This is a genomic window from Sphingobium sp. LB126, from assembly GCF_002795205.1.
Taxonomy (GTDB): Bacteria; Pseudomonadota; Alphaproteobacteria; order Sphingomonadales; family Sphingomonadaceae; genus Sphingobium; species Sphingobium chungbukense.
This window is the reverse complement of record NZ_NETV01000001.1, coordinates 1,267,428-1,288,060: the sequence shown is the minus strand read 5'-3', so window position 1 is coordinate 1,288,060 and position 20,633 is coordinate 1,267,428. Positions and strand designations below refer to the sequence as shown.

The window sequence follows — 20,633 nt, the reverse complement described above, 5'->3', positions numbered from 1 at the left end:
CTATTTCACCCCTGTCGACCCGAAACCGCCGGCCCCGCGAACCGTCTCGTCCAGTTCCTCGACTTCGGCAAAGCGCGCCATCTGCACCGGCGCCGCCACCAGTTGCGCGATCCGGTCGCCCCGCGCGATCACAAAGGGGTCAGCGCCCAGGTTGATCAGGATGACCTTCAACTCGCCCCGATAATCGGCGTCGATCGTGCCGGGCGTATTGGGCAGGCTGATCCCGTGCTTGAGCGCGAGTCCCGAGCGCGGCCGCACCTGCACCTCATAGCCCTCCGGGATCGCCATGGCGAAACCCGTCGCCACCGCATGCCGCCCGCCGGGCACCAGAATGACATCCTCCGCCGACACCACATCCATCCCCGCCGCATGCGCCGTCGCATAGGCGGGCACCGGCAGCCCCTCGCCATGGGGCAGGCGCTTCAGACGGATTTCAATCGGCCGAGTTTCAGAAAGAATCTGGGGAGAGGGCATGAGCGACCTTTTCTATCAAACGAGTGGCGACGGCGTCCTTGGGCAGATTCTCCCAACTGTCGACGCCATTCTTGGAAATGATATGCACGCTGTTGCGATCGCCGCCCATCACGCTTGATCCGGGTGGGCCCGACACGTCATTGGCGACGATCCAGTCGGCCCCCTTGCGCGCCAGCTTGGCCTGCGCATGTTCGGCGATCTTCTGCGTCTCGGCGGCAAAGCCCACCAGCAGGGCAGGGCGCTTTGCATGCCGCCCCAGCGTGGCAAGAATGTCCGGATTCTCGACCAGAGCCAAAGGCGCGGGCTTGCCCGACCCATTTTTCTTGAGCTTCTGATCCGCCGCATCCGCGGTACGCCAGTCCGCCACCGCCGCCACCATGATCGCGGCATCGGCGGGGAGCGCAGCCTCCACGGCCCCCAGCATCTCCCGCGCCGTCTCGACATCGACCCGGTCCACCCCGGCGGGCGTCGGCAGATGCACCGGCCCCGCCACCAACGTCACCCGCGCCCCCGCCCGCGCTGCTGCTGCGGCAATGGCAAAGCCCTGCTTCCCCGAGGAACGGTTGGCGATATAGCGTACCGGATCGATCGGCTCATGCGTCGGCCCGGCCGTCACCAGCACATGCCGCCCGGCCAAGGGCGCATCCGCCGTCTCGAAATCGGGCTGCCCCGCCAGAGGATCGGCGGCCAGCGGCAGCGCCAGCAACCGCGCCACCTCCGCCGCAATCGCTTCCGGCTCGGGCAGACGCCCCTTGCCGAACTCGCCGCACGCCATTTCGCCGCTGTCCGGTTCCATGACATGCACGCCATCGGCCTTGAGCTGCGCGATGTTCCGCCGGGTCGCGGCATGATGCCACATGCGCACGTTCATCGCGGGCACGGCCAGCACCGGCTTGTCCGTCGCCAGCAGCAGCGTGGTCGCCAGATCATCGGCAATGCCGCCCGCCATCTTGGCGAGGATATTGGCGGTGGCAGGCGCCACCACCACCAGATCGGCCTGGCGTGAAAGCTGGATATGCCCGATCTCGCGCTCTTCCTTGAGGTCGAACAACTGCCCAAAGACATGGTCCTCGGTCAGCACGCCCAGCGAGAGCGGCGTCACGAACTGCGCGGCGCTCTCCGTCAGCACGGCCCGCACGGCCAGGCCCCGCTTGCGCAGCAGCCGCACCAGCTCCAGCGACTTGTAAGCGGCGATGCCGCCCGAAATGATGAGAAGGATGCGCTTGGTCATGACAGGCCCATCATTTGGTCAAGCGGGGGGCCCTTGTCCAGCCGTTACAGGCCAGCCCTTACAGGCCAGCCCTTACAGGCCAGCTCTTACAGGCCACCCCTTACAGGATAGCCGCGATACCCGCGCGCGCGATCTGGGCGTCCTGATCCGACTTCACCCCCGACACGCCGACGGCGCCGACAATGTCGCCGTCCACGATGATCGGCACGCCGCCTTCCAGCATGGCCTGCATTCCCGGCGCGGAGAGCATGGTGATGCGGCCGCCCAGGATCAGATCCTCATAGACTTTCGATTCCCGGCGTCCCAGCACGGATGTCGTCGCCTTGGCCGGCGCCATCTGGGCCGTACTGGCCGACGCGCCGTCGAGTCGCAGCAGACCCAGCAGATGCGCGCCGTCATCGACGACCGCGATCGTCACCGCCCAGCCATTGGCGCGGGCTTCCGCCTCCCCTGCGGCCAAAATGGCCTTGACGTCACTGGCTTCCAGGCTGTGCTTGGTCTTCATTCTGATTTCCGTTCATGAAAGGGGCCGGACCGACCCGGCAAATCGTGGAGATCTTATAAGAAGGTCATCGCCGCTGCCATGGCGCCCGCGCCCACGACCCCGGCCAGCAATGCCACCACCACATAGCGCCATCCGGCCCCGACGCGGATCAGCCGCACCTCAGCCAAAGGCGGCGGCGGCGGCGCGCCGCCCTTTTCCGGGAAGGCTTCCTCGATCCGCTTCACCAGACCCGGCAGGCGCTGCAAGATGCGCCAATTCTCGATCAGGGCATCGGCCGCCTTGGCCTCCGGCCCCAATTCGGATCTCAGCCATTCCTTCACATAAGGCCCGCTCGTCTCCCACAGGTTGATGTCGGGGTCGAGCGAGGTCGCCACGCCCTCCACCATCACCATGGTCTTTTGCAGCAGCAGCAGATGCGGCTGGGTCTGCATGTCGAAATCGCGGGTGATCGCGAACAGCCCGTCCAGCATCCCGCCGACCGACAGCTCGCGCACCGGCTTGCCCCGCATCGGTTCGCCCACGGCCCTCAGCGCCGTCGCGAACTCCTCGACATTATGATGGCCCGGCACATATTGCGCCTCGAAGTGAATCTCCGCCACGCGCTTGTAGTTGCCGGTGATGAGACCGTAGAGAATCTCCGCCAGCCACATCCGCGCGCGCCGGTCGATCCGCCCCATGATGCCGAAATCGATGGCGACGATATCGCCATTGGCGGTGACGAACAGATTGCCCTGATGCATGTCGGCATGGAAGAAACCCTCGGCGATCGCCTGCCGCAGGAAAGCGTTCACCAACCGCGCCGCAATCTCCTGCACGTCATGGCCGGCGGCGATCAGCGCGTCCCGATCGGAGATTTTCACCCCGTCGATCCACTCCATCGTCATGACCTTGCCGCTGGTGCGGTCCCAGTCGATCGCGGGCACGCGATAGCCGGGCATCGCCTCCATCGCTTCGCCAAGCTCGGAGGCCGAGGCCGCCTCGCGCCGCAGGTCGAGTTCGCGCGCCGTCCAGCGCTTCATGTTCGCGATGACGAGGCGGGGCCGCAGCCGCGCGACTTCGCCGCCCAGCATCTCGACATGGGCGGCCGCCCATTCGTAGGTCTGGATATCGCGGTTGAACTGGTCGGTGACGCCGGGGCGGATCACCTTCACCGCCACGTCGCGCCCCTCGGTCGTGACCGCCCGATGCACCTGCGCGATCGAGGCCGCGCCCACCGGCTCCTCGTCGAAGCGGCTGTAGAGCGCCTCCAGCGGCCGGCCGAAACTCTGCTCGATCTGCGCCCTGATGGTGGCGAAGGGCACCGGCGGCAGCGCGTCCTGCAAGCGCAGCAGATCGTTGGCGGCCTCGTCCCCCACCAGGTCGGGCCGCGTCGCCAGCGTCTGCCCCAGCTTGATCGCGGCCGGACCGATGGCCTGGAAGGCATCGGCATAGCGCGGCTGCCTGGGGACACGCGCACCGAAGCGGGCCACCCGCACCAGCCGCCGCACCGGCGCGGGCGTGAACGGATCGCGCTCGATCCCGCGCAACGCGCCATGACGCGCCAGGGTGCGGCCCCATTTCAGCAGCCGCCAGATATGCGTGATGTGGGAAGGCACGAGGCGTCAGATCTTCCAGCCGCTGTGGATCGCGACCAGTCCGCCCAGGATCGGTTCCACCTTGGTCTGGACGAATCCCGCCTCGCGGATCATCCGCTCGAATTCCGGCATGGGCGGAAAGCGGCGGATCGATTCGATGAGGTAACGATAGCTGTCCTCGTCATCGGCCAGCAGCTTGCCCAGCTTGGGCACCAGCCGATGCGAATAGACGTCATAGACATCCGAAAATCCCGGCCAGGTCGTGGTCGAAAATTCGAGGCAGAAGAAACGCCCGCCGAACTTCAGCACCCGATGGGCCTCGCGCAGCGCCTTGTCGATATGGGTGACGTTGCGGATGCCGAAGGCGATCGTATAGGCGTCGAAATCCCGTTCGCCGAAGCTCAGCTCCTCCGCATTCTGCTCCGACCAGATCAGCCCTTCCAGGCCCTTCTTCTTGGCCCGCTCGACGCCGACGGCCAGCATTTCGGGATTGATGTCGGACACGGTGACATGCGCGCCATGCCTGGCCAGGCGAAAGGCGACGTCCCCGGTGCCGCCCGCCATGTCGAGAATCCGTTCGTCCCGGCGCGGCTTCACGCGACCCACGAACTGGTCCTTCCACAGCCGGTGCGCGCCCGCCGACATGGCGTCGTTCATCAGGTCATATTTGGACGCGACGTTGGAGAAGACGGCGCGGACCATCCCCTGCTTTTCGGCGGCTTCGACATCGCGATAGCCAAAGGAAGCGGTTTCACTCATGGCCGAGCCTCCTAGAGCATTTTCGGGCGCGGAGGAAACACCCCAGATCAGCTAAAATGTCCCAGGCCGGCGCCGGGAGGATCGTCACCCACGCCCCTTGAAAAATTCCCCTGTCCTGCACAGCCCCAGAGCCGCTAAACCACGATAGGGGAAGGTGTGCCCGAACCCTTGCGCATCCACCCTTCCGTCGTGCCGCCACCGTCACTCGAAACCGCCACCTGTAACTCGCCTGGAACCGATGCCCGAACTTCCCGAAGTCGAAACCACCGTCGCTGGCCTCCGTTCGGTCCTGGAGGGCGCCGTCCTCACCCGCGTCGAGCCGCGCCGGGCCGACCTGCGCTTCCCGATCCCCGTCGACCTGCGCCAGCGGCTGACCGGCGCGACCGTCACCGCCCTGTCCCGTCGTGCCAAATATGGGCTGATCGACACCGACCGGGGCGACACGCTGATCTTTCATCTGGGCATGTCGGGCCGCTGGCGAATCGATCCGGCGGAAATCGGCGCGCACGACCATCTGCTGATCGAGACCGGCGCGGGGCGGCTTCTGTCGCTGAACGATCCCCGCCGCTTCGGTTCGCTGGACCTCGTGCGCAGCGAGGCGTGGGAAAGCCACAACCCCTTCACCCGCATGGGTCCCGAACCCCTCGGCCCGGACTTCACCGCGGCCAGCCTGGCCGCCGCGCTCAAGGGCAAGGCGACATCGATCAAGGCCGCATTGCTCGACCAGCGCATCGTCGCGGGCCTTGGCAATATCTATGTCTGCGAAGCGCTCAACATGGCGGGCATTGCCCCCACCCGGGAGGCGGGCCGGATCAGCCGTCCCCGGCTCGTCCTTCTGGTGGAGGCGATTCGCGAGGTACTGACCGCCGCGATCGCCGCCGGGGGGTCCACGCTGCGCGACTATGCCCGCCCCGATGGCGAGCTCGGCTATTTCTCCAAGCAATGGCGAGTCTATGGGCGGGAGGGGGAGCCATGCCATTGCGGCACGCCGATCCGCCGCCGCGTGGACAGCGGCAGATCGACCTTTTTCTGCCCGAAATGCCAGAAATAGCAGGCCGGTCGGCGGTTGGCGCCCAGCTTTTGTTGACGGCATGGGCGTTCCCCGGTAAGGGGCGCACCTTCACGAGGGCCGGTTGGCGATTCCGACAGGCCCTTTTCACGAGATTTGACGAGAACCGAGGACAGTAAATGGCCAATACGCCGCAAGCCAAGAAGCGCATCCGTCGCAACGCCCGCCGTGCCGAGATCAACGGCGCCCGCATCAGCCGGATCCGCACCCTGGTGAAGAAGGTCGAAACCGCTCTCGCCGCTGGCGACAAGGCCGTTGCGACCACGGCGCTTCAGGCGGTGCAGCCGGAACTCGCGCGCGGCGTTGCCCGCGGCGTGCTGCACAAGAACACGGCGGCCCGCAAGTTCGGCCGCTTGACGAAGCGCGTTGCCGCGCTCGGCTAAGCTCTAGCCACTATCGTCGTCAGCTCGAATATGCCCGCCCCGCCTTCGCGGGGCGGGCTTTTCATGTTTCATTCACCGAACAGTCATTTTCGACGACCTGCGGATTCCCGGCGATTCTCGTCCGATTCGAGGGAATGTTCCAAAAATGAAGTCAATCAAATATCTGAAAAATAACGATATTTTTTCAAAGCTTCGTTTTCCGCCGATTTGCCGAGTCAACGGCTTTATTTCACATTTTTGACCGGCCATGCCCTTGATCCGGCGAAGCAGGCCTGTCTATTTTCAGTTTCTGACCGCCATTCGAATCGAATTTCCGGCGGTCATCATAAGGTTAGTTGATGCATGAAGCTCGGAAGGCCCGAGGGCTTTTCCGAATGCCGTTCTGCGTCTTTGCAATTCGTTCCCTGCCTATCGGGGGCGCAGTTGATGGGGGTCGACTGTTTATGAAGGATATTACGGCAGTGATTGGAAGTTTCAGCGGTCTCGACACGCAGCAGAATGCGCGCCTGGAGACGGCCTGGGCGACCATTCGTGCCGGTCTGCGCCGGGACATCGGCGCGCGCATGTTCGATCAGTGGCTGAAGGCTGCGCAGCTTGGCGAATATTGTCCCGAATCGCAGACCCTCGATCTGCTGTTCGCATCCGACTTCACGGCCAATTTCGTATCGGGGCAGTTCGGGGACCGGCTGCGCATGGCGTGGCGGTGCGCCGGTGCGGGGGTGCGTGAGGTGCGGCTTCGACGGGCGCCCAATGCCGTCGGCCCCCGCGTCCTGGAAATGTCGGCGGCGCCCGCTGCCGACGTGGAAGAGACGATCGCCGCGCCGCAGCCCAGCTCCAATTTCCAGCCGCGCCACAGCTTCGACGAGTTCGTGACGGGCGAAACCAATCATCTCGCCTTTTCGGCGGCCCAGGCGATGGCTGGCGAGGCCTCGCCGCGCTTCAGTCCGCTCTTCATCCATGGCGGCACGGGGCAGGGCAAGACGCACCTGCTGCACGCCATTGCCCAGGCCTTTTCCGTGCATTCGCCTTTGGCGCCGGTCCTCTACATGTCGGCCGAGCGTTTCATGATGGAATTCGTGAACGCGATGCGCGCGAACGAAACCATGATGTTCAAGGCGCGGTTGCGCGCCGCGCGGTTGCTGCTGATCGACGATATCCAGTTCATTGCCGGCAAGGGGTCGACGCAGGAGGAATTTCTGCACACCATCAACGATCTGATCGATGCCGGCGCGCGCATCGTCGTGACCGCCGACCGCGCTCCGCAGATGCTGGACGCCATCGACGCGCGCATCCTTTCGCGCCTGGCGGGTGGGTTGGTCGCGGATATCCGCCCGGCCGGTCTCGATCTGCGCCTCGCCATATTGGAGGCCAAGCGCGCCATCGCCGGCGATCCGCCGGTGCCCGACGCGGTGGTGGATTTCCTGGCCCGTTCGATCCGTTCGAACGTCCGCGAACTGGAAGGCGCCTTCAACAAGCTGATCGCTTATGGCCAGCTTACCGGCCGCTCGATCGATCTGGAATTTGCCCAGACGATGCTGGCGGACGCCGTGCGGGCCAATGCCCGCCGGATCACGGTGGACGAGATCCAGAAGGTCTGCGCCGCGCATTACAAGATCGATGCGGCCGAAATGCGGTCCAAGCGCCGTGCCCGCGCCGTGGCGCGCCCGCGCCAGGTGGCCATGTATCTCGCCAAGAAGATGACGCCGCGGTCCCTGCCCGAAATCGGCCGCATCTTCGGCGGGCGCGATCACAGCACGGTGATCCATGCGGTCCGCACCATCGAAGGGCTGCGGCAGAGCAATCCGGACATCGATGCCGATATCCGCGCGCTTCAGCGCCTGCTGGAAGGCTGACAGGGAAGCGGCTTTGGACTAGGCTTCGCGCCATGATCGGGAAGCTTGTCCTTTTCCTCGTCGCTTTCGTGGGCCTTGCGCCCGCGATCGCGCAGTTGCCTGCAACTCCGCCGGCAGATGTCCGGGTGGCTCTCGATACGGAGGCCGGGCCAATCGTCGTGGCCGTGCATGTCGCCAAGGCGCCCGTCACGGCCGCCAATTTCCTGCGCTATGTCGATCAGAAACGGTTGGACGGCACGCTCTTCTATCGTGGTGTCGGCACGGCGGACTATGGGTTCGTGCAGGGCGGTGCGCAGAACGATCCCAAACGGGTCCTGCCGCCGATCAGGCATGAGCCGACGACGGAGACCGGCCTCACCCATGATGATGGCGCGCTCTCCATGGCCCGTTATGCGCCGGGCAGCGCGACAGGCGATTTCTTCATCGTGCTCGGCAAGATGCCGGGCATGGACGCGCATCCGGAGGCCAGCGGCGACAATCAAGGCTTCGCCGTCTTCGCCCATGTGGTCGAGGGGCTGGATGTGGTGAAGGCGATTGTTGCTGCGCCCAAATCGCCCACCGCCGGCGAAGGCGTGATGAAGGGGCAGATGCTGGAGCGGCCCGTGAAGATTGTGACGGCGCGGCGCCTTCCCTGAAAGGCCAACTACCCCTCGGTGTTGCGCATGCGATGAACGGGGTGCCCAAATGATTCCCGTTCTTCCCTCTTCCCTTCGATCCAGCAAAAAGCCCGGCGATCATCGACCGCCGGGCTACAGGGCATGGCTGGGAGCCACCCTTTGAATGATGGCCTCAACCCTTTTTTTCGGGGGGCAGCGTGATCTTCACATTCTCCCCATTCTGGCCGGGAAAGCCGGTGAACATCGCGTCGATCAGATTGGGCACCAGATAGGTCAGCTTATTCGACAGCGATTGCGCCTGCGCCTTGCCTTCGAACAGGCGGCGATTGTCGGCAGCGCGATCGATCTTCATGCTGAGATCGCTGGTATAGACCGTGTAGCTGCTGATGTCGTTATAGCCGCCGGGACCGAACAACCACGGGTCATAGAAGCCATAGCCCCAGGGGCGGCCCCAGCGTCCGCGCCAGCCCCAGCCGCCGTAGAAGAAGGGATCGGGTGTGCCGATGCCGGTCGAGCGTACCTTTTCGCGGCCATTGTCGACGCCATAGGCCACCCGGACGATCAGATCGGCGCGCGCCGGATCGCCGGCGGCGACATAGCCGGTCTGGGTCAGGCGCTGGCTGACAAGATCGGCATAATGCGAAAATTCAAGGCCGCCGGCGAGGCGCGGATCGTCCGCAACGACGGCGAAGCTCTGCCCGGCGGGCGCGGGAAGCTGCTGAAAGCGGGCGACATCCGCCTTGAAGGAAGTAGCGCAGCCCGACAGTGCCACCAGCGCCAGAGCGGGGGCCGCCATCAGACCGATCTTATTGAAACGGATCATTTTTTCTGCGTCCTGTATCAGGCACTACGCCTGCCAAACATCTTGCGCCCTGCCATGGCAAAACGCAACTGAACATCGTTTGAACGCGCGAAACGGGCGAACGGGCGCAAACCATGTCCTGCCATCCCTACGACGGCGCGGGCATGATTATTCCGTCACGGAGGGGAAGGCGAACGGGAAGGAGGGGCGCTTTCGCAGCCCCTGTGGCATTACCGCATCAGTCCCATCGCGTCATAGGCAGCGCGCAACGTGGGGTCTGCGGCGGCCGCCGCCTTGGCCGCGCCCTTTTCGAGGATCGCGTCCAGCGCCGCGTCATCGGTACGCAATTCCATGAACCGCGACCGGATCGGACGGAGCGTTTCGACCAGAAGCTCGCCCAGCGCGGGCTTGAACGCGCCGAAGCCCTTGCCCGCGAAATCGGCGCAGACGGCGTCGGCGGTCCTGCCCGACAGCGTCGCATAGATGCCGACCAGATTGTTCGCTTCCGGCCGCCCGGCCAGCCCTTGCGCAGTTTCGGGCAGCGGTTCGGGATCGGTCTTGGCTTTCTTCACCTTCTGCATGATCGCATCGTCATCGTCGGTCAGGTTGATGCGGCTCATGTCGCTGGGGTCGGACTTCGACATTTTCGCGGTGCCGTCGCGCAACGACATGATACGCGCGGATTCCTTGGGAATGATCGGATCGGGCAGGGTGAACAATTCCACGCCGAAATCGGTGTTGAACTTGGCGGCGATGTCGCGCGCCAGTTCCAGATGCTGCTTCTGGTCCTCCCCCACCGGGACGTGGGTGGCGTTGTAGACGAGGATGTCGGCGGCCTGGAGCACCGGATAGACGAAGAGACCGATCGAGGCGCCCTCACGGTCCTTGCCCACCTTGTCCTTGAACTGGGTCATGCGGTTGAGCCAGCCGATCCGCGCCGTGCCGTTCAGCAGCCAGCAGAGTTCCGCATGGGCGGGCACCCGCGCCTGGTTGAAGAGAACCGAGCGATCCGGGTCGATCCCGGAAGCGACGAGCGCGGCGGCCATGTCGCGCACGTTGCGGATGCGCTGCTCGCGCCCCTCATGCACGGTGATCGAGTGCATGTCGGCCAGGAAGAAGAAGCACTGGCTCTCACTGTCCATCTCATCCTGCATCCGCACCCAGTTGCGGATCGCGCCCAGATAATTGCCCAGGTGCAGATTGCCGGTCGGCTGGATGCCGGAAAGGACGCGCATTCTTCTATCCGTTCTCTGTCTTGGTTGCACTTTTGCGGCGCATCAACGCCTTGAGGTCGGACAGCCGATAGGCGCCCGTGACGAAACAGGCCACCCCGTACAGCGCGATTCCCGCTCCGACAAGCACGGCCAGCGCCACATAGCGCTGGACCATCACACCGCTGAGCCAGGGATCGAGCAGCCCTTCGCCCGCGTAGAGCGCGCCGCCCATCGCGACCGCCGCGATCGCAAGCCTGGGCAGGCGACGCCGCAACTGCCCATCGGCAGCGAAATGCCCGCGCTTCACTAGCGTCGAATACAGCATCGCAACATTGACGGTGGAGGATAAGGCCGTCGCCAGCGGCGGCCCGACATGGCCCATGCCTGCGCGGCCGAGCAGCGGGATCAGCAGGAAATTGCCGATGATGTTGATGACGATCGACAGCATCGCATAGCGCACCGGCGTCCTGGTATCGCCGCGGGCATAATAGCCCGGCGTCAGCACCTTCACGAGGACATAGGAGGGCAGGCCGATGGAAAAGGCCGACAGAGCCCAGCCGCAGCGCTGCGCATCCTCCGCCGTGAAGCGGCCATATTGGAACAGGCCGCGCACGATCGGTTCCGCCACGGTGATGAAGGCCACGGTCGCGGGGAGGGTCAGGAACAGTGCCAGTTCGATGCCCCTGTTCTGCGTGTCCATTGCCACCTGTTCCTGACCGGTCGACAGCAGGCGCGAGATGGTGGGCAGCAGGATGGTGCCGAGGCCAATGCCTATCAGTCCCAGCGGCAACTGGTTCAGCCGGTCGGCATAATAGATATAGGTGATCGATCCCGAAGCCAGCAGCCAGCCGGACAGGGCGGTGGAGATCAGCAGGTTGATCTGCGACGCGCCCGCACCTGCCGCTGCCGGCACGATCAGGCGGAGAAGTTCCTTCACATCGGCGTCGAAGCGCGGCCGCTTGAGCTTCATCGAGACGCCGGCCCGGCGGCAGGCCCAGATCAGCCAGAGCAGTTGCAGTGCCCCGCCCACGGTGACGGAGATCGCCTGCACCCGCGCGGTTTCATATTCGTCGGCGCCATGGAACAGCCAAAGCCCTGCGATCATGGCGACATTGAGCAGGATCGGCGCGGCCGCGTTCACCCAGAATCTGTCGAGCGAGTTCAATATCCCGCCCAGCAGCGAGGCGAGGCTGATCAACGCCAGATAGGGCAGGGTGATGCGCGAGAGCATGACCGCGAAGGCGAACTGCTCAGGGCTGGGATGCTGGCGCGAAAACCCGCCGGAGAGTGCCCAGGTGATGGGCCACGCCGCCGCGATCAGCAGGGCGGTGAAGACCAGCAGCACCGGCAGCAGCACGGCGAGCGCCCGCTCCGCGAAATGATAGCCTTCCGCGATCCCGCCCGGTCCCGCCGCCTTGCGGTTGAACATGGGGATGAAGGCGGCGGAAAAGGCGCCCTCGGCAAAGAGGGCGCGGAACATGTTGGGCAGGCGGAAGGCGACGCCGTTGAAGGCGTCAGACGCGAAACCCGCGCCGACATAGCGCGCCGCCAGCGAATCCCGGACCAGCGCAAGCACCCGGCTGGCGAGCGTCAGCCCGCCGACCGAGCCAAGCGCCCGCACCAGTTTCATAGGATTCTATGGTCCCCGATCGGTTCAGGCGTGACCGGCCGGTTCGCCTGCGGTCTGCGCCATGGCTTCGGCCTGCTGGACATAGAGGCCGCCGAAATCGATCGGATCGAGCAGCAGCGGCGGGAAGCCGCCGTCGCGGATCGCGTCGGCCAGCACGCGGCGGGCGAAGGGGAACAGCAGGCGCGGCGCTTCGGCCAGCATGAAGGGCTGCATCTGGTCCTCAGGCACGTTGCGCATGCCGAAGATCGCCGCATAGACCAGTTCGACGGCAAAGGCGGTGCCCTGCGGCGCGGTCGCCTTGACCTCGATCTTCAGCGAGACCTCGACCACTTCCTCGCCCACCTTGTCGGCGCCGATGTTGAACTGCACGTCGATCTGCGGCTGGTCCTGCCACTGATAGACGGCGGGCGCGTTCGGGTTCTCGAACGACAGGTCCTTCACATATTGGCTGATCAGCGCGATCTGCGGGCCGGTGTCGGCGCCGTTGCCGGTGATGCTGCTCTGGATGGTATCGGCTTCCTCGGCCATCTGATTTCCCTGGGTTTATGGTTTGGCTGGCAGGCGGAATGCCCGCATGATGTTCGACCCGCGCGCTTAGCAGGGGCGGATGGGCAGGGCAATGCACCTCGCGCAAAGCCGCCATTTGAATATGCGGGGAAACATGCCTATGTTGACTGCGTTCGTTTTTTCCAGATTCAGACCAAAGGTGCCTGACTGCCGTGTACGTAATTGTCATCCTCGCCATGATTGCCGGTTTTCTGGCGCTGCGGCTCTATTCCGTGCTGGGCAAGCGCACGGGGCATGAGCAGGAGCCGGCGCTTCGCCCGGCCGAGGAACGCGCCAAGGTGACGATCGTGCAACCCCGGCCCGTGCCCGAAATGGCGGGCGATTCGGTGCGTCTGGCCGATGGCCTTATCGCACCCGGCGGCGAGGCGGGCGTTCGCGCGTTGATCGCGGCGGACCGCGGCTTTGACGTGCCGCAATTCGTGGACGGGGCCAAGGCCGCCTATAAAATGGTGCTCGAAGCCTTCTGGCGCGGCGACCGGCAGGAATTGGAATGGCTCTGCGACGCCGATGTTCTCGCCTCCTTCGAGGAGGCGATCGCGGCTCGCGAGGCGGAAGGCCATGTGCTGGACAACCGTCTGGTCCGCATTGAAAAGGCGCAGATCATCGATGCCAGCGTCACGGGTCGCCTGGCCGAGGTCTCGTTGCGCTTCGAAGCGGATATCGCGGCGGTCACCCGGGACAAGGACGGCCATGTCGTCGCCGGGTCGCTGACGGATGCGATCGGCACCAACGACATCTGGACCTTCACGCGCGACCTGCGCAGCACCGACCCCAACTGGAAGCTCAGCGAGACCGACGAGGCCGCATGAGCTTGCGCCGGTCGGGCGGCGCGTTGGCCGCGGCGCTGCTGCTGTCGGCTTGTGCGGGCGGCGTGATTCCGCCGGGCGCGGGCGGTCCGGCTCCCGTCCGTCCGCCGCGCGGTGGCGGAGAGACGGTGACCAGCCCCGTTCCCGCGACGCCCCGGCCGACCCTGCCCGTCACGCCGCCGACCGCCACCCCGCCCGCCGATAGCGCGAACGCCGTCAGTGCGGGCATCGCGCGAGGTCCGGACATTGCCAGCCTGATCCCGCCTGGCGAACGATCGCGCAAGGCATTGCAGGCGTTCCGCCTGTCCTGCCCCTCGCTGATGCGCCGGACCGACCAGAGCGGACTGACAAGCGGTTCCGACTGGAACAATGCCTGCGCCGCAGCGTCGAGTTGGCCGGAAAGTTCCGCCAACGAATTTTTCTCCCGTTATTTCGAAGCGGTCCAGGTCGGGGCGGGCACGGCCTTCGTCACCGGCTATTATGAACCGGAAATCGCCGGTGCGCGCAGCCGTCAGCCCGGCTATCAGGTGCCGATCTACCGCCGCCCGTCCCATCTGATCGACGTCAATCTCGGCCTGTTCAGCGACAGCCTGAAGGGCAAGACCATTCGCGGCAAGGTGGAGGGCAGCAATTTCGTCCCCTTCGATGATCGATCACAGATCGTGGCGGGATCGCTGGCGGGCAGGGGGCTGGAACTGGCCTGGGCGGCCGACCCGGTCGAATTCTTCTTCCTCCAGGTGCAGGGCAGCGGCCGGTTGCTGCTGCCCGATGGCGGCGTGATGCGCATCGGCTATGACGGGCAGAATGGCCGCGACTATACCGGCATCGGCAAGCTGATGAAGGATCGGGGCCTTATCCAGGCCGGTTCGATGCAGGATATCATGCAATATCTGCGCGCCCACCCGGAAGAGGGCGCGGCGATCATGAACGAGAATAAGAGCTTCGTCTTCTTCCGCGAACTGACCGGGGTCGGCCCGCTGGGGGCGATGGGCGTGGCGGTGACGCCCGAAGCGACGGTGGCCGCCGACCCCAGATATGTGCCCCTGGGCGCGCCCGTGCTGCTCTCGCTCGACCGGGCCGAACCCAATGGCATCTGGATCGCGCAGGATACGGGCGGGGCGATCAAGGGCGCCAATCGTTTCGACAGCTTCTGGGGCGCGGGCAGCAATGCGCGCGGCATAGCGGGCGGCATGTCGGCGCGGGGCAGCGCGTTGATCCTGCTGCCGGTCGGATCGGCGGCGCGGCTCGGCCAGAATTGATGCCATGCGGCCATGGTCCGGCGACACCTCTCCTCTGATGAACAGGCGCTCTGGACGGCGCTGACCCGATCGGTAAGGCCGCTGCGTCCCGGCGCGCGGGCATCCGCCCTGCCCGCCGTGCCGGTCAAGCCCAGGATGGAAACAGGGTTAACAACTGCCCCGGCCCAGCCCGCCCTGACCCCGCCGGCGCGTACCCCGTCCACCATATTGGATTCGGGTTGGGAACGCAGAATCCGTGGCGGAAATATGGCACCCGACATGGCGATTGACCTGCATGGGCACAGCCTGGCTGCGGCCCATGCCCGGCTTAACCAGGCGCTGGCGGCGGCATGGGCACGCGATGCCCGCGTGCTGCTGGTGGTGACGGGAAAGCCGCCCAAGACCGGCTCTGCCGGTGGGGGAGCGCGGCGTGGTGCCATTCGCGGCGAGATCGGCCATTGGCTGGAAACCAGCAGCTATGCCGACCGTATCGCCAGCGTGCGGATCGCGCATCAGCGCCATGGCGGAGAGGGCGCGCTCTACGTCATTTTGCGGCGCAAGAAATAAGCCTTTTTGGGGTGAGGCACTGACCTTTTCTTAACCACTGTCCTTCATATCCGGCTGATCCAGCCCAACGCCGGGCTGCGCAGGGCAGGGAGACTCATGCAGGGCGTGACATTGACGAGCCGCGCCACTGCCTTCGCCTGCGCCGCGGGGGCGTTGGTGTTCATCCTGTCGCTGGTCCTGGGCCAGGGGCAGGCGACGGACATGGAAGGCATCGGCCGGTCCCTCATCATCGCGATCCTGTGTGGCACGCTGAGCTGGGGCTCCGCGCGTCAGACCGTGGCGACCACCGCCAGCGCGATCGACCGGGCGACCGAACGGTTGCTGGACGCCGCCCATGGCGACCTGCAATCGGCCGTGGCTAGGGAAATCGGTCAGGAACTGCCAGACCTGTCGGTGGCGATGGAAAGCCTGTTCAGCCAGGTGCGCACCAATCTCGACCATGTGCAGGCGCTGGCGCTGTTCGATCAGGTGACGGGCCTTGCCAACCGCACCAGCTTCTGCCGCCAGGTCGAACGGATGCTGGCGGAACGCAGCGAGGAGGGGCTCGCTGCGCTGTTCTTCATCGATCTGGACGGGTTCAAGGCGGTCAACGACACGCTGGGTCATGCGGCGGGCGATCAATTGCTCGCCCGCGTCGCCGGGCGGCTGCGCGAAGTCGCCATGGCGCAGGCCAGCGCGGGCGTCGGCGACGCCCTGATTGGTCGCCTCGCGGGGGACGAGTTCACCTTGTTCGTGCCCAGCATGGCCGACCGGGAAACCGCCCATCGGATCGCCCGCGCCATCAAGTTCGCGCTGGGCGAGCGCTTCGATCTCGGCAGCCAGCATATCGATCTGGGCGCTTCGATCGGCATTGCCTGCTATCCCGACCATGGCGACACGCTGCCCGCGCTGCTGCGTTCGGCCGACATCGCCATGTATCACGCGAAGCATCAGGGCCGGAACCGGGCCGAGATGTTCACGCCCGAACTGGCGCTGGAAGCCGCCGACCGCGCCGAACTGGAACGCGATCTGCTGTTGGGGCTTCAGCGCGACGAATTCCTGCTGGAATTCCAGCCGCAGATCGAGATCGGCACGGGGCGGGCGGTCACGGCGGAGGCGCTGGTGCGCTGGGTGCATCCGGAGCGGGATCTGGTCATGCCAAGCTCCTTCGTTCCCGTCGCCGAGGAAAGCGGCGCGATCGTGGCGCTGGGCGACTGGGTGATGAGCCGGGTGTGCGAAACGGCGGCACGCTGGGCGCAGGCGGGCATGTCGCAGCGTATCGCGATCAATATTTCCGCGCGCGAGCTGGCGCAGGCCGATTTCTTCATGCGCCTGCGCCACGCCGTCAACGCGCATGGGGCGCCGCCGGCCATGCTGGAACTGGAGATCACAGAATCGCTGGCGATGGAGATGAAGCCGGATACCCGCGACCAGCTCCGGGCCCTGCGCCGCGACGGGGTGCGCATCGCCATCGACGATTTCGGGACCGGCTATTCCAATCTTTCCCGTCTGCGCGATCTGCCGGTCGACCGGGTGAAGATCGATCGCAGCCTGGTGCGCGACATTGCGATTTCCGCGGAAGCGCGGACGATTTGCAGCGCGGTCGTCGGGCTGATCCAGGGCCTTGGCATGGAGGTGGTGGTCGAAGGCGTGGAGACGCAGGCGCAGATGGAGATGCTGCGCGTCATCGGTTGCACGCTGTTCCAGGGCTATCATCTGGCGCGGCCGATGGGTGAGGCGGATTATCTCACCCGCTTCGCCGCGCCCACGGCTCTCCCGGAGCGCCGCTCGGTCTAGAGCATCGTGCGCAAAGTGGGAACCGGTTTTGCGCTTAAAACGATGCGACAACAAAAACTTAGAGCGCGCGGCTTGCGTACGATTTAACGCAGCGCGCTCTAGCCCTTGAGGGCGCGCACCGTCACCAGCCGGTAGATTTCGGTGAGATCGCCAAGGTCGGTCAGGGCGACTGCCTCGTCCAGCTTGTGCATGGTCGCATTGTTGAGACCGAATTCCACCACCGGACAGAGGCGCGATAGGAACCGCGCGTCCGATGTGCCGCCAGTGGTCGACAATTCCGCCTCCACCCCGGTCACTTCACGGATGGCGCCGGAAACCAGATCGGACAGCATGCCGGGTTCGGTCAGGAAAGGTTCGCCGCTGATCCTGGCTTCCACCGTGCCGCCTTCGGCCGCCGCGATGGCGGTGATGCGTTCCACCAGTTCCGCGCCGCCATGTTCGTTGTTGAAGCGGATCGAGATGCGCGCCTGCGCGGTGGCGGGGATGACGTTGGTGGTGGGGTTGCCGACGTCCAGATTGGTGATCTCGATATTGCTGGCCTGGAACCAGTCATTGCCCTGGTCCAGCACGATGGCGTCGATGGCGGACAGGATGCGGACGAGGCGGGGGATCGGATTGTCGGCCAGATGCGGATAGGCGACATGGCCCTGCATGCCCTCGACGTTGATCCACATGTTCACCGAGCCGCGCCGGCCGATCTTGATGACGTCGCCCAGCCGCTGCGAGGAGGTCGGCTCGCCCACCAGGCAGAAGTCGGGGCGCAGGCCGTGGGCGGCCATGCGGTCCATGAGGGCCAGCGTGCCATGGACGGCCGGGCCTTCCTCATCGCCGGTGATGATCAGGCTGATCGTGCCGGGCAGGTCGGCGGGCAGGCGGTGCAGCGCGGCGACATAGGCGGCGATGGCGCCCTTCATGTCGACGGCGCCGCGGCCATAGAGCAGTTCGCCGCGCTTTTGCGGCGTGAACGGATCGCTGGTCCAGCCATTGCCCGGCGGCACCACGTCCAGATGGCCGGCAAAGGCGAAATGCGGGCCGGGGCCGGTCGTCCGCCAGGCGAGGAGATTTTCCACCGGGCCGTCCGGCGCCTCGCCGGTGATGAACCGGTCGACCGTGAAACCCAGCGGTTTCAGCATCGCCTCCAGCACCGCGAAGACCTCCCCCGTGGCGGGCGTGATGGAGGGGCAGGCGATCAGTCTTTCGGTCAGGCCGATCGGGTCGGCATCGGTGCTGGTGATGGTCATCGGCTTGCGTTAGAGCATTTTGAAGTCGGCTGGAACCGCCGACGGCCCGCAAAATGCGGCGGTAAACAAAGCAAATGGAAAGATCATGCCCAAGATCGATCTGGCAGCCATCGAACAGACCAACAGGACCGGCTATCCCGCCGAATTTGCCGAAGCGGTGGCGGGGCGATGGGTGCGCAAGCTGGGGCCCGCGACGGGGCTTTCCGAATTCGGGGTCAGCCATGTCGTGCTGAATCCCGGCGCGGCGTCCTCGCAGCGGCACTGGCATGAGGATGAGGACGAGTTCGTCGTCATGCTGAGCGGGGAAGCGGTGCTGGTCGATGACAGCGGCCGGATGCCGATGCGGGCGGGCGACATGGCCTCCTTTCCCAAGGGTGATGGCAATGGCCATCATCTGGTCAATGAGAGCGGCGAGGATTGCGTGTTCCTGGCGGTGGGCCGCGTTCCGCAGGGCAGGGCGCATTATCCCGACATAGACCTGATATGGTCGGGCGAAGCCTATCATCGCAAGGATGGGAGCCGATTTTGAGTCTCGATCGTCGTGCGTTGATGGCCGTGCTGGGCGCGGCGATGGTGGCGCCGAAGGGGCTCGCGGCGGCTCCGATCGGGGTGGTGAAGCCGCCCCGGCTGCGTCCCGGCGACATGGTGGGACTGGTCGAACCGGCGGGCTTCACCGATGACGCCTTCGACCTCGATCTGGTGAAGGACACGATCCTCGCCATGGGGCTGGTCCCCAAACCGGCGAAGCATCTGGTCGAGCGCTACGGCTATCTGGCCGGCACGGACGCGGACCGGGCGGCGGACATCAATGCGATGTTTGCCGATCCGCAGGTGCGGGCGGTGTTCGCGACACGGGGCGGTTGGGGTTGCGCGCGCGTGCTGCCTTATCTGGACTTCAGGACGATCCGGGCCAATCCCAAGCTGCTGATCGGCTTTTCCGACATCACCGCGCTGCACCTGGCCTTTGCCGCGCGAGCGGGGTTCGTCACCATCCATGGACCCAATGCGGCAAGCAGCTGGCCGCGCTTTTCCTGGGACGCCTTCCGCGCGGTGGCCTTTGACGGGGCGACGCCGACGCTGGCCAACCCGGAGGGGCATGAGGACCGGCTGGTCCAGCGCAGCGGGCGCATCCGGACCTTTCGCGGCGGGAAGGCGAGCGGGCGGCTGCTGGGCGGCAACCTGACCGTGCTGTCGACGCTGATGGGGACGCCCTGGATGCCGGATTTCGACGGGGCGATCCTGTTCGTCGAGGATGTCAGCGAGCAACCCTACCGCATCGACCGGATGCTGACCCAGTTGGCGCTGTCCGGGGTGCTGGGCAGGGTCGCGGGCGTGGTGTTCGGCCAGTGCACCGATTGCGGGCCGAGCGGTGCGTCCTATGGCGGCTTCACGCTGTCGGAGGTGTTGCAGCAGCATCTGGGCGCGTTGGGGGTCCCGGCCTTCCAGGGTGCGCTGTTCGGGCATGTCGCCAGCCAGTTCAGCCTGCCTGTCGGTTGCCGGGCGGAGATCGATGCGGATATCGGAACGATCCGGCTGCTGGAGCCGGCGGTCCGATAGGGTCGGGAATGTCCGCCTCTGGCCCGTCCCGCTTGCCTTCCGCTCTTCCCACCCCGATGAAATCCCTTTAAGTCCCGGCCATGGCTTCCCATCCCGCGCCGATCGCGCGTTCGCTTTTCGTCTTCTCGATCTTCTATGGCGGCATGGTCTGCATTGCGGGCGTGCTGGGCAACAAGCAGGTCACGCTGGGGCCGCTCTCCGCCATCGGCCCTTGGTTCGGCCTTGGCCCGCTGGCGGTGGAGGCCGGGATCTTCGCCTTCCTGCTGCTGGTGACGATCTCCAGCGCCGTTGCCGAACTGCATGGCCGGACCGTTGCCAACCGGCTGGTGCAGGTGGGTTTCCTGCCGCTGATCGCCTCCATCCTGCTCTCGATCGTCGTGCTGTCCGTGCCCGCCGCGAACGATATGGACCCGGCCCGGCGCGATGCCTTCGCGCTGATGATGGGCGGCACGCCGCGTATCTGGCTGGGCGGGATCGTCGCCTATGGCATTTCGCAGACGCTGAACGTCACGTTGTTCGCCGCGCTCAAGGGACAGGAAGGTGGCCGCATGCTGTGGCTGCGCGCCGCGGTGGCGAGCATATTGTCGCAGATCGCGGACACGCTGCTCTTCGTTTCCATCGCCTTTTACGGCGTCTTCCCGATCGGGGAACTGTTGCTGGGCCAGATGCTGGCGAAGGTCACCTTGTCGGCCCTGTTGGTGCCACCGGTCATCTATGCGCTGGTCGCGCTGGGGCGGCGGCTGGACCGCTAACTTGCGGAGCCGGGCTTA

General features: G+C 65.6%; 21 protein-coding genes. 11 read left to right on the top strand and 10 right to left on the bottom strand.

The annotated features are described in order from the left end of the window. From dut to CAF53_RS06275, 5 genes are all read right to left on the bottom strand, one after another. A complete protein-coding gene (gene dut, locus CAF53_RS06295) occupies window positions 1–474 on the bottom strand; it encodes a dUTP diphosphatase (RefSeq protein WP_100237618.1) in 474 nt (157 codons plus the stop codon). Beyond that, a complete protein-coding gene (gene coaBC / locus CAF53_RS06290; protein WP_100237617.1) occupies window positions 449–1,705 on the bottom strand; it encodes a bifunctional phosphopantothenoylcysteine decarboxylase/phosphopantothenate--cysteine ligase CoaBC in 1,257 nt (418 codons plus the stop codon). The genes dut and coaBC overlap by 26 nt, the downstream gene beginning before the upstream one ends. A 100-nt stretch (window positions 1,706–1,805) precedes the next feature. Beyond that, a complete protein-coding gene (locus CAF53_RS06285; protein ID WP_100237616.1) occupies window positions 1,806–2,210 on the bottom strand; it encodes a heme-binding protein in 405 nt (134 codons plus the stop codon). Window positions 2,211–2,263: 53 nt separating this feature from the next. Further along, window positions 2,264–3,805 carry a 2-polyprenylphenol 6-hydroxylase gene (gene ubiB, locus CAF53_RS06280; RefSeq protein WP_100237615.1) on the bottom strand — a complete coding sequence of 514 codons (1,542 nt, stop codon included), beginning with the start codon at window positions 3,803–3,805 and terminating at the stop codon, window positions 2,264–2,266. Between the two features lie 6 nt (window positions 3,806–3,811). After that, a complete protein-coding gene (locus CAF53_RS06275; RefSeq protein ID WP_100237614.1) occupies window positions 3,812–4,543 on the bottom strand; it encodes a class I SAM-dependent methyltransferase in 732 nt (243 codons plus the stop codon). Between the two features lie 238 nt (window positions 4,544–4,781). On the opposite strand from CAF53_RS06275, the gene mutM reads away from it, so the two are divergent. The 4 genes from mutM to CAF53_RS06255 all read left to right on the top strand — a co-directional run bounded on the left by mutM (window position 4,782) and on the right by CAF53_RS06255 (window position 8,483). After that, entirely contained in the window at window positions 4,782–5,594 is an 813-nt protein-coding gene (gene mutM / locus CAF53_RS06270) for a bifunctional DNA-formamidopyrimidine glycosylase/DNA-(apurinic or apyrimidinic site) lyase (protein WP_046761854.1), read from the top strand. A 137-nt stretch (window positions 5,595–5,731) separates the two neighbouring features. Continuing rightward, window positions 5,732–5,995 (top strand): 30S ribosomal protein S20, encoded by a 264-nt coding sequence (gene rpsT / locus CAF53_RS06265; protein ID WP_046761853.1) that lies wholly within the window; start codon window positions 5,732–5,734, stop codon window positions 5,993–5,995. A 443-nt stretch (window positions 5,996–6,438) separates the two neighbouring features. Beyond that, window positions 6,439–7,848 (top strand): chromosomal replication initiator protein DnaA, encoded by a 1,410-nt coding sequence (gene dnaA / locus CAF53_RS06260; RefSeq protein WP_100237613.1) that lies wholly within the window; start codon window positions 6,439–6,441, stop codon window positions 7,846–7,848. Between the two features lie 32 nt (window positions 7,849–7,880). Beyond that, a complete protein-coding gene (locus tag CAF53_RS06255) occupies window positions 7,881–8,483 on the top strand; it encodes a peptidylprolyl isomerase (protein ID WP_100237612.1) in 603 nt (200 codons plus the stop codon). A gap of 154 nt (window positions 8,484–8,637) precedes the next feature. On the opposite strand, the gene CAF53_RS06250 is transcribed toward CAF53_RS06255, so the two are convergent. The 4 genes from CAF53_RS06250 to secB form a co-directional block, all read right to left on the bottom strand. Further along, entirely contained in the window at window positions 8,638–9,288 is a 651-nt protein-coding gene (locus CAF53_RS06250) for a DUF4136 domain-containing protein (protein WP_100237611.1), read from the bottom strand. 209 nt (window positions 9,289–9,497) lie between these two features. Further along, on the bottom strand, window positions 9,498–10,502 hold the full coding sequence (gene trpS, locus CAF53_RS06245) for a tryptophan--tRNA ligase (RefSeq protein WP_046761849.1): 1,005 nt from the start codon (window positions 10,500–10,502) through the stop codon (window positions 9,498–9,500). Window positions 10,503–10,506: 4 nt separating this feature from the next. Beyond that, a complete protein-coding gene (gene murJ / locus CAF53_RS06240) occupies window positions 10,507–12,111 on the bottom strand; it encodes a murein biosynthesis integral membrane protein MurJ (protein WP_046761848.1) in 1,605 nt (534 codons plus the stop codon). A 24-nt stretch (window positions 12,112–12,135) separates the two neighbouring features. Next, a complete protein-coding gene (secB, locus tag CAF53_RS06235) occupies window positions 12,136–12,639 on the bottom strand; it encodes a protein-export chaperone SecB (RefSeq protein WP_046761847.1) in 504 nt (167 codons plus the stop codon). 191 nt (window positions 12,640–12,830) lie between these two features. Here secB and CAF53_RS06230 point away from each other — a divergent pair, with 191 nt between their 5' ends. From CAF53_RS06230 to CAF53_RS06215, 4 genes are all read left to right on the top strand, one after another. Beyond that, a complete protein-coding gene (locus tag CAF53_RS06230; RefSeq protein ID WP_046761846.1) occupies window positions 12,831–13,487 on the top strand; it encodes a Tim44/TimA family putative adaptor protein in 657 nt (218 codons plus the stop codon). Beyond that, window positions 13,484–14,743 (top strand): murein transglycosylase A, encoded by a 1,260-nt coding sequence (locus tag CAF53_RS06225; RefSeq protein WP_100237610.1) that lies wholly within the window; start codon window positions 13,484–13,486, stop codon window positions 14,741–14,743. Before CAF53_RS06230 ends, CAF53_RS06225 begins: the two co-directional genes overlap by 4 nt. Window positions 14,744–14,755: 12 nt before the next feature. Then, window positions 14,756–15,289, top strand: coding sequence for a Smr/MutS family protein (locus tag CAF53_RS06220; protein ID WP_100237609.1), 534 nt, complete (start codon window positions 14,756–14,758; stop codon window positions 15,287–15,289). Between the two features lie 96 nt (window positions 15,290–15,385). Further along, on the top strand, window positions 15,386–17,065 hold the full coding sequence (locus CAF53_RS06215) for an EAL domain-containing protein (RefSeq protein ID WP_100237608.1): 1,680 nt from the start codon (window positions 15,386–15,388) through the stop codon (window positions 17,063–17,065). A 98-nt stretch (window positions 17,066–17,163) separates the two neighbouring features. Here the strand turns inward: CAF53_RS06215 and dapE are convergent, their stop codons facing one another. Next, on the bottom strand, window positions 17,164–18,306 hold the full coding sequence (gene dapE, locus CAF53_RS06210) for a succinyl-diaminopimelate desuccinylase (protein ID WP_046761842.1): 1,143 nt from the start codon (window positions 18,304–18,306) through the stop codon (window positions 17,164–17,166). A gap of 85 nt (window positions 18,307–18,391) precedes the next feature. On the opposite strand from dapE, the gene CAF53_RS06205 reads away from it, so the two are divergent. The 3 genes from CAF53_RS06205 (at window position 18,392) to CAF53_RS06195 (ending at window position 20,615) form a co-directional block, all read left to right on the top strand. After that, window positions 18,392–18,835 (top strand): cupin domain-containing protein, encoded by a 444-nt coding sequence (locus CAF53_RS06205; RefSeq protein WP_100237607.1) that lies wholly within the window; start codon window positions 18,392–18,394, stop codon window positions 18,833–18,835. 20 nt (window positions 18,836–18,855) lie between these two features. Then, complete coding sequence (locus CAF53_RS06200) at window positions 18,856–19,863, top strand: LD-carboxypeptidase (RefSeq protein ID WP_197707440.1); 1,008 nt, start codon at window positions 18,856–18,858, stop codon at window positions 19,861–19,863. An 80-nt stretch (window positions 19,864–19,943) separates the two neighbouring features. Then, the gene (locus CAF53_RS06195; protein ID WP_046761840.1) at window positions 19,944–20,615 is read left to right on the top strand and encodes a queuosine precursor transporter; all 672 of its coding nucleotides are present in this window, start codon (window positions 19,944–19,946) and stop codon (window positions 20,613–20,615) included. Window positions 20,616–20,633: the final 18 nt, after the last annotated feature.

What these genes read in the sequence shown, in the direction of transcription:
- CAF53_RS06275 (WP_100237614.1), bottom strand. Translation starts at nt 4,543, where the DNA reads ATGAGTGAAACCGCTTCCTTTGGCTATCGCGATGTCGAAGCCGCCGAA.
- mutM (WP_046761854.1), top strand. Translation starts at nt 4,782, where the DNA reads ATGCCCGAACTTCCCGAAGTCGAAACCACCGTCGCTGGCCTCCGTTCG.
- rpsT (WP_046761853.1), top strand. Translation starts at nt 5,732, where the DNA reads ATGGCCAATACGCCGCAAGCCAAGAAGCGCATCCGTCGCAACGCCCGC.
- coaBC (WP_100237617.1), bottom strand. Translation starts at nt 1,705, where the DNA reads ATGACCAAGCGCATCCTTCTCATCATTTCGGGCGGCATCGCCGCTTAC.
- CAF53_RS06195 (WP_046761840.1), top strand. Translation starts at nt 19,944, where the DNA reads ATGGCTTCCCATCCCGCGCCGATCGCGCGTTCGCTTTTCGTCTTCTCG.
- CAF53_RS06250 (WP_100237611.1), bottom strand. Translation starts at nt 9,288, where the DNA reads ATGATCCGTTTCAATAAGATCGGTCTGATGGCGGCCCCCGCTCTGGCG.
- CAF53_RS06220 (WP_100237609.1), top strand. Translation starts at nt 14,756, where the DNA reads ATGGTCCGGCGACACCTCTCCTCTGATGAACAGGCGCTCTGGACGGCG.
- dut (WP_100237618.1), bottom strand. Translation starts at nt 474, where the DNA reads ATGCCCTCTCCCCAGATTCTTTCTGAAACTCGGCCGATTGAAATCCGT.
- dapE (WP_046761842.1), bottom strand. Translation starts at nt 18,306, where the DNA reads ATGACCATCACCAGCACCGATGCCGACCCGATCGGCCTGACCGAAAGA.
- dnaA (WP_100237613.1), top strand. Translation starts at nt 6,439, where the DNA reads ATGAAGGATATTACGGCAGTGATTGGAAGTTTCAGCGGTCTCGACACG.
- murJ (WP_046761848.1), bottom strand. Translation starts at nt 12,111, where the DNA reads ATGAAACTGGTGCGGGCGCTTGGCTCGGTCGGCGGGCTGACGCTCGCC.
- CAF53_RS06205 (WP_100237607.1), top strand. Translation starts at nt 18,392, where the DNA reads ATGCCCAAGATCGATCTGGCAGCCATCGAACAGACCAACAGGACCGGC.
- CAF53_RS06200 (WP_197707440.1), top strand. Translation starts at nt 18,856, where the DNA reads ATGGCCGTGCTGGGCGCGGCGATGGTGGCGCCGAAGGGGCTCGCGGCG.
- CAF53_RS06285 (WP_100237616.1), bottom strand. Translation starts at nt 2,210, where the DNA reads ATGAAGACCAAGCACAGCCTGGAAGCCAGTGACGTCAAGGCCATTTTG.
- secB (WP_046761847.1), bottom strand. Translation starts at nt 12,639, where the DNA reads ATGGCCGAGGAAGCCGATACCATCCAGAGCAGCATCACCGGCAACGGC.
- CAF53_RS06255 (WP_100237612.1), top strand. Translation starts at nt 7,881, where the DNA reads ATGATCGGGAAGCTTGTCCTTTTCCTCGTCGCTTTCGTGGGCCTTGCG.
- CAF53_RS06225 (WP_100237610.1), top strand. Translation starts at nt 13,484, where the DNA reads ATGAGCTTGCGCCGGTCGGGCGGCGCGTTGGCCGCGGCGCTGCTGCTG.
- trpS (WP_046761849.1), bottom strand. Translation starts at nt 10,502, where the DNA reads ATGCGCGTCCTTTCCGGCATCCAGCCGACCGGCAATCTGCACCTGGGC.
- CAF53_RS06215 (WP_100237608.1), top strand. Translation starts at nt 15,386, where the DNA reads ATGCAGGGCGTGACATTGACGAGCCGCGCCACTGCCTTCGCCTGCGCC.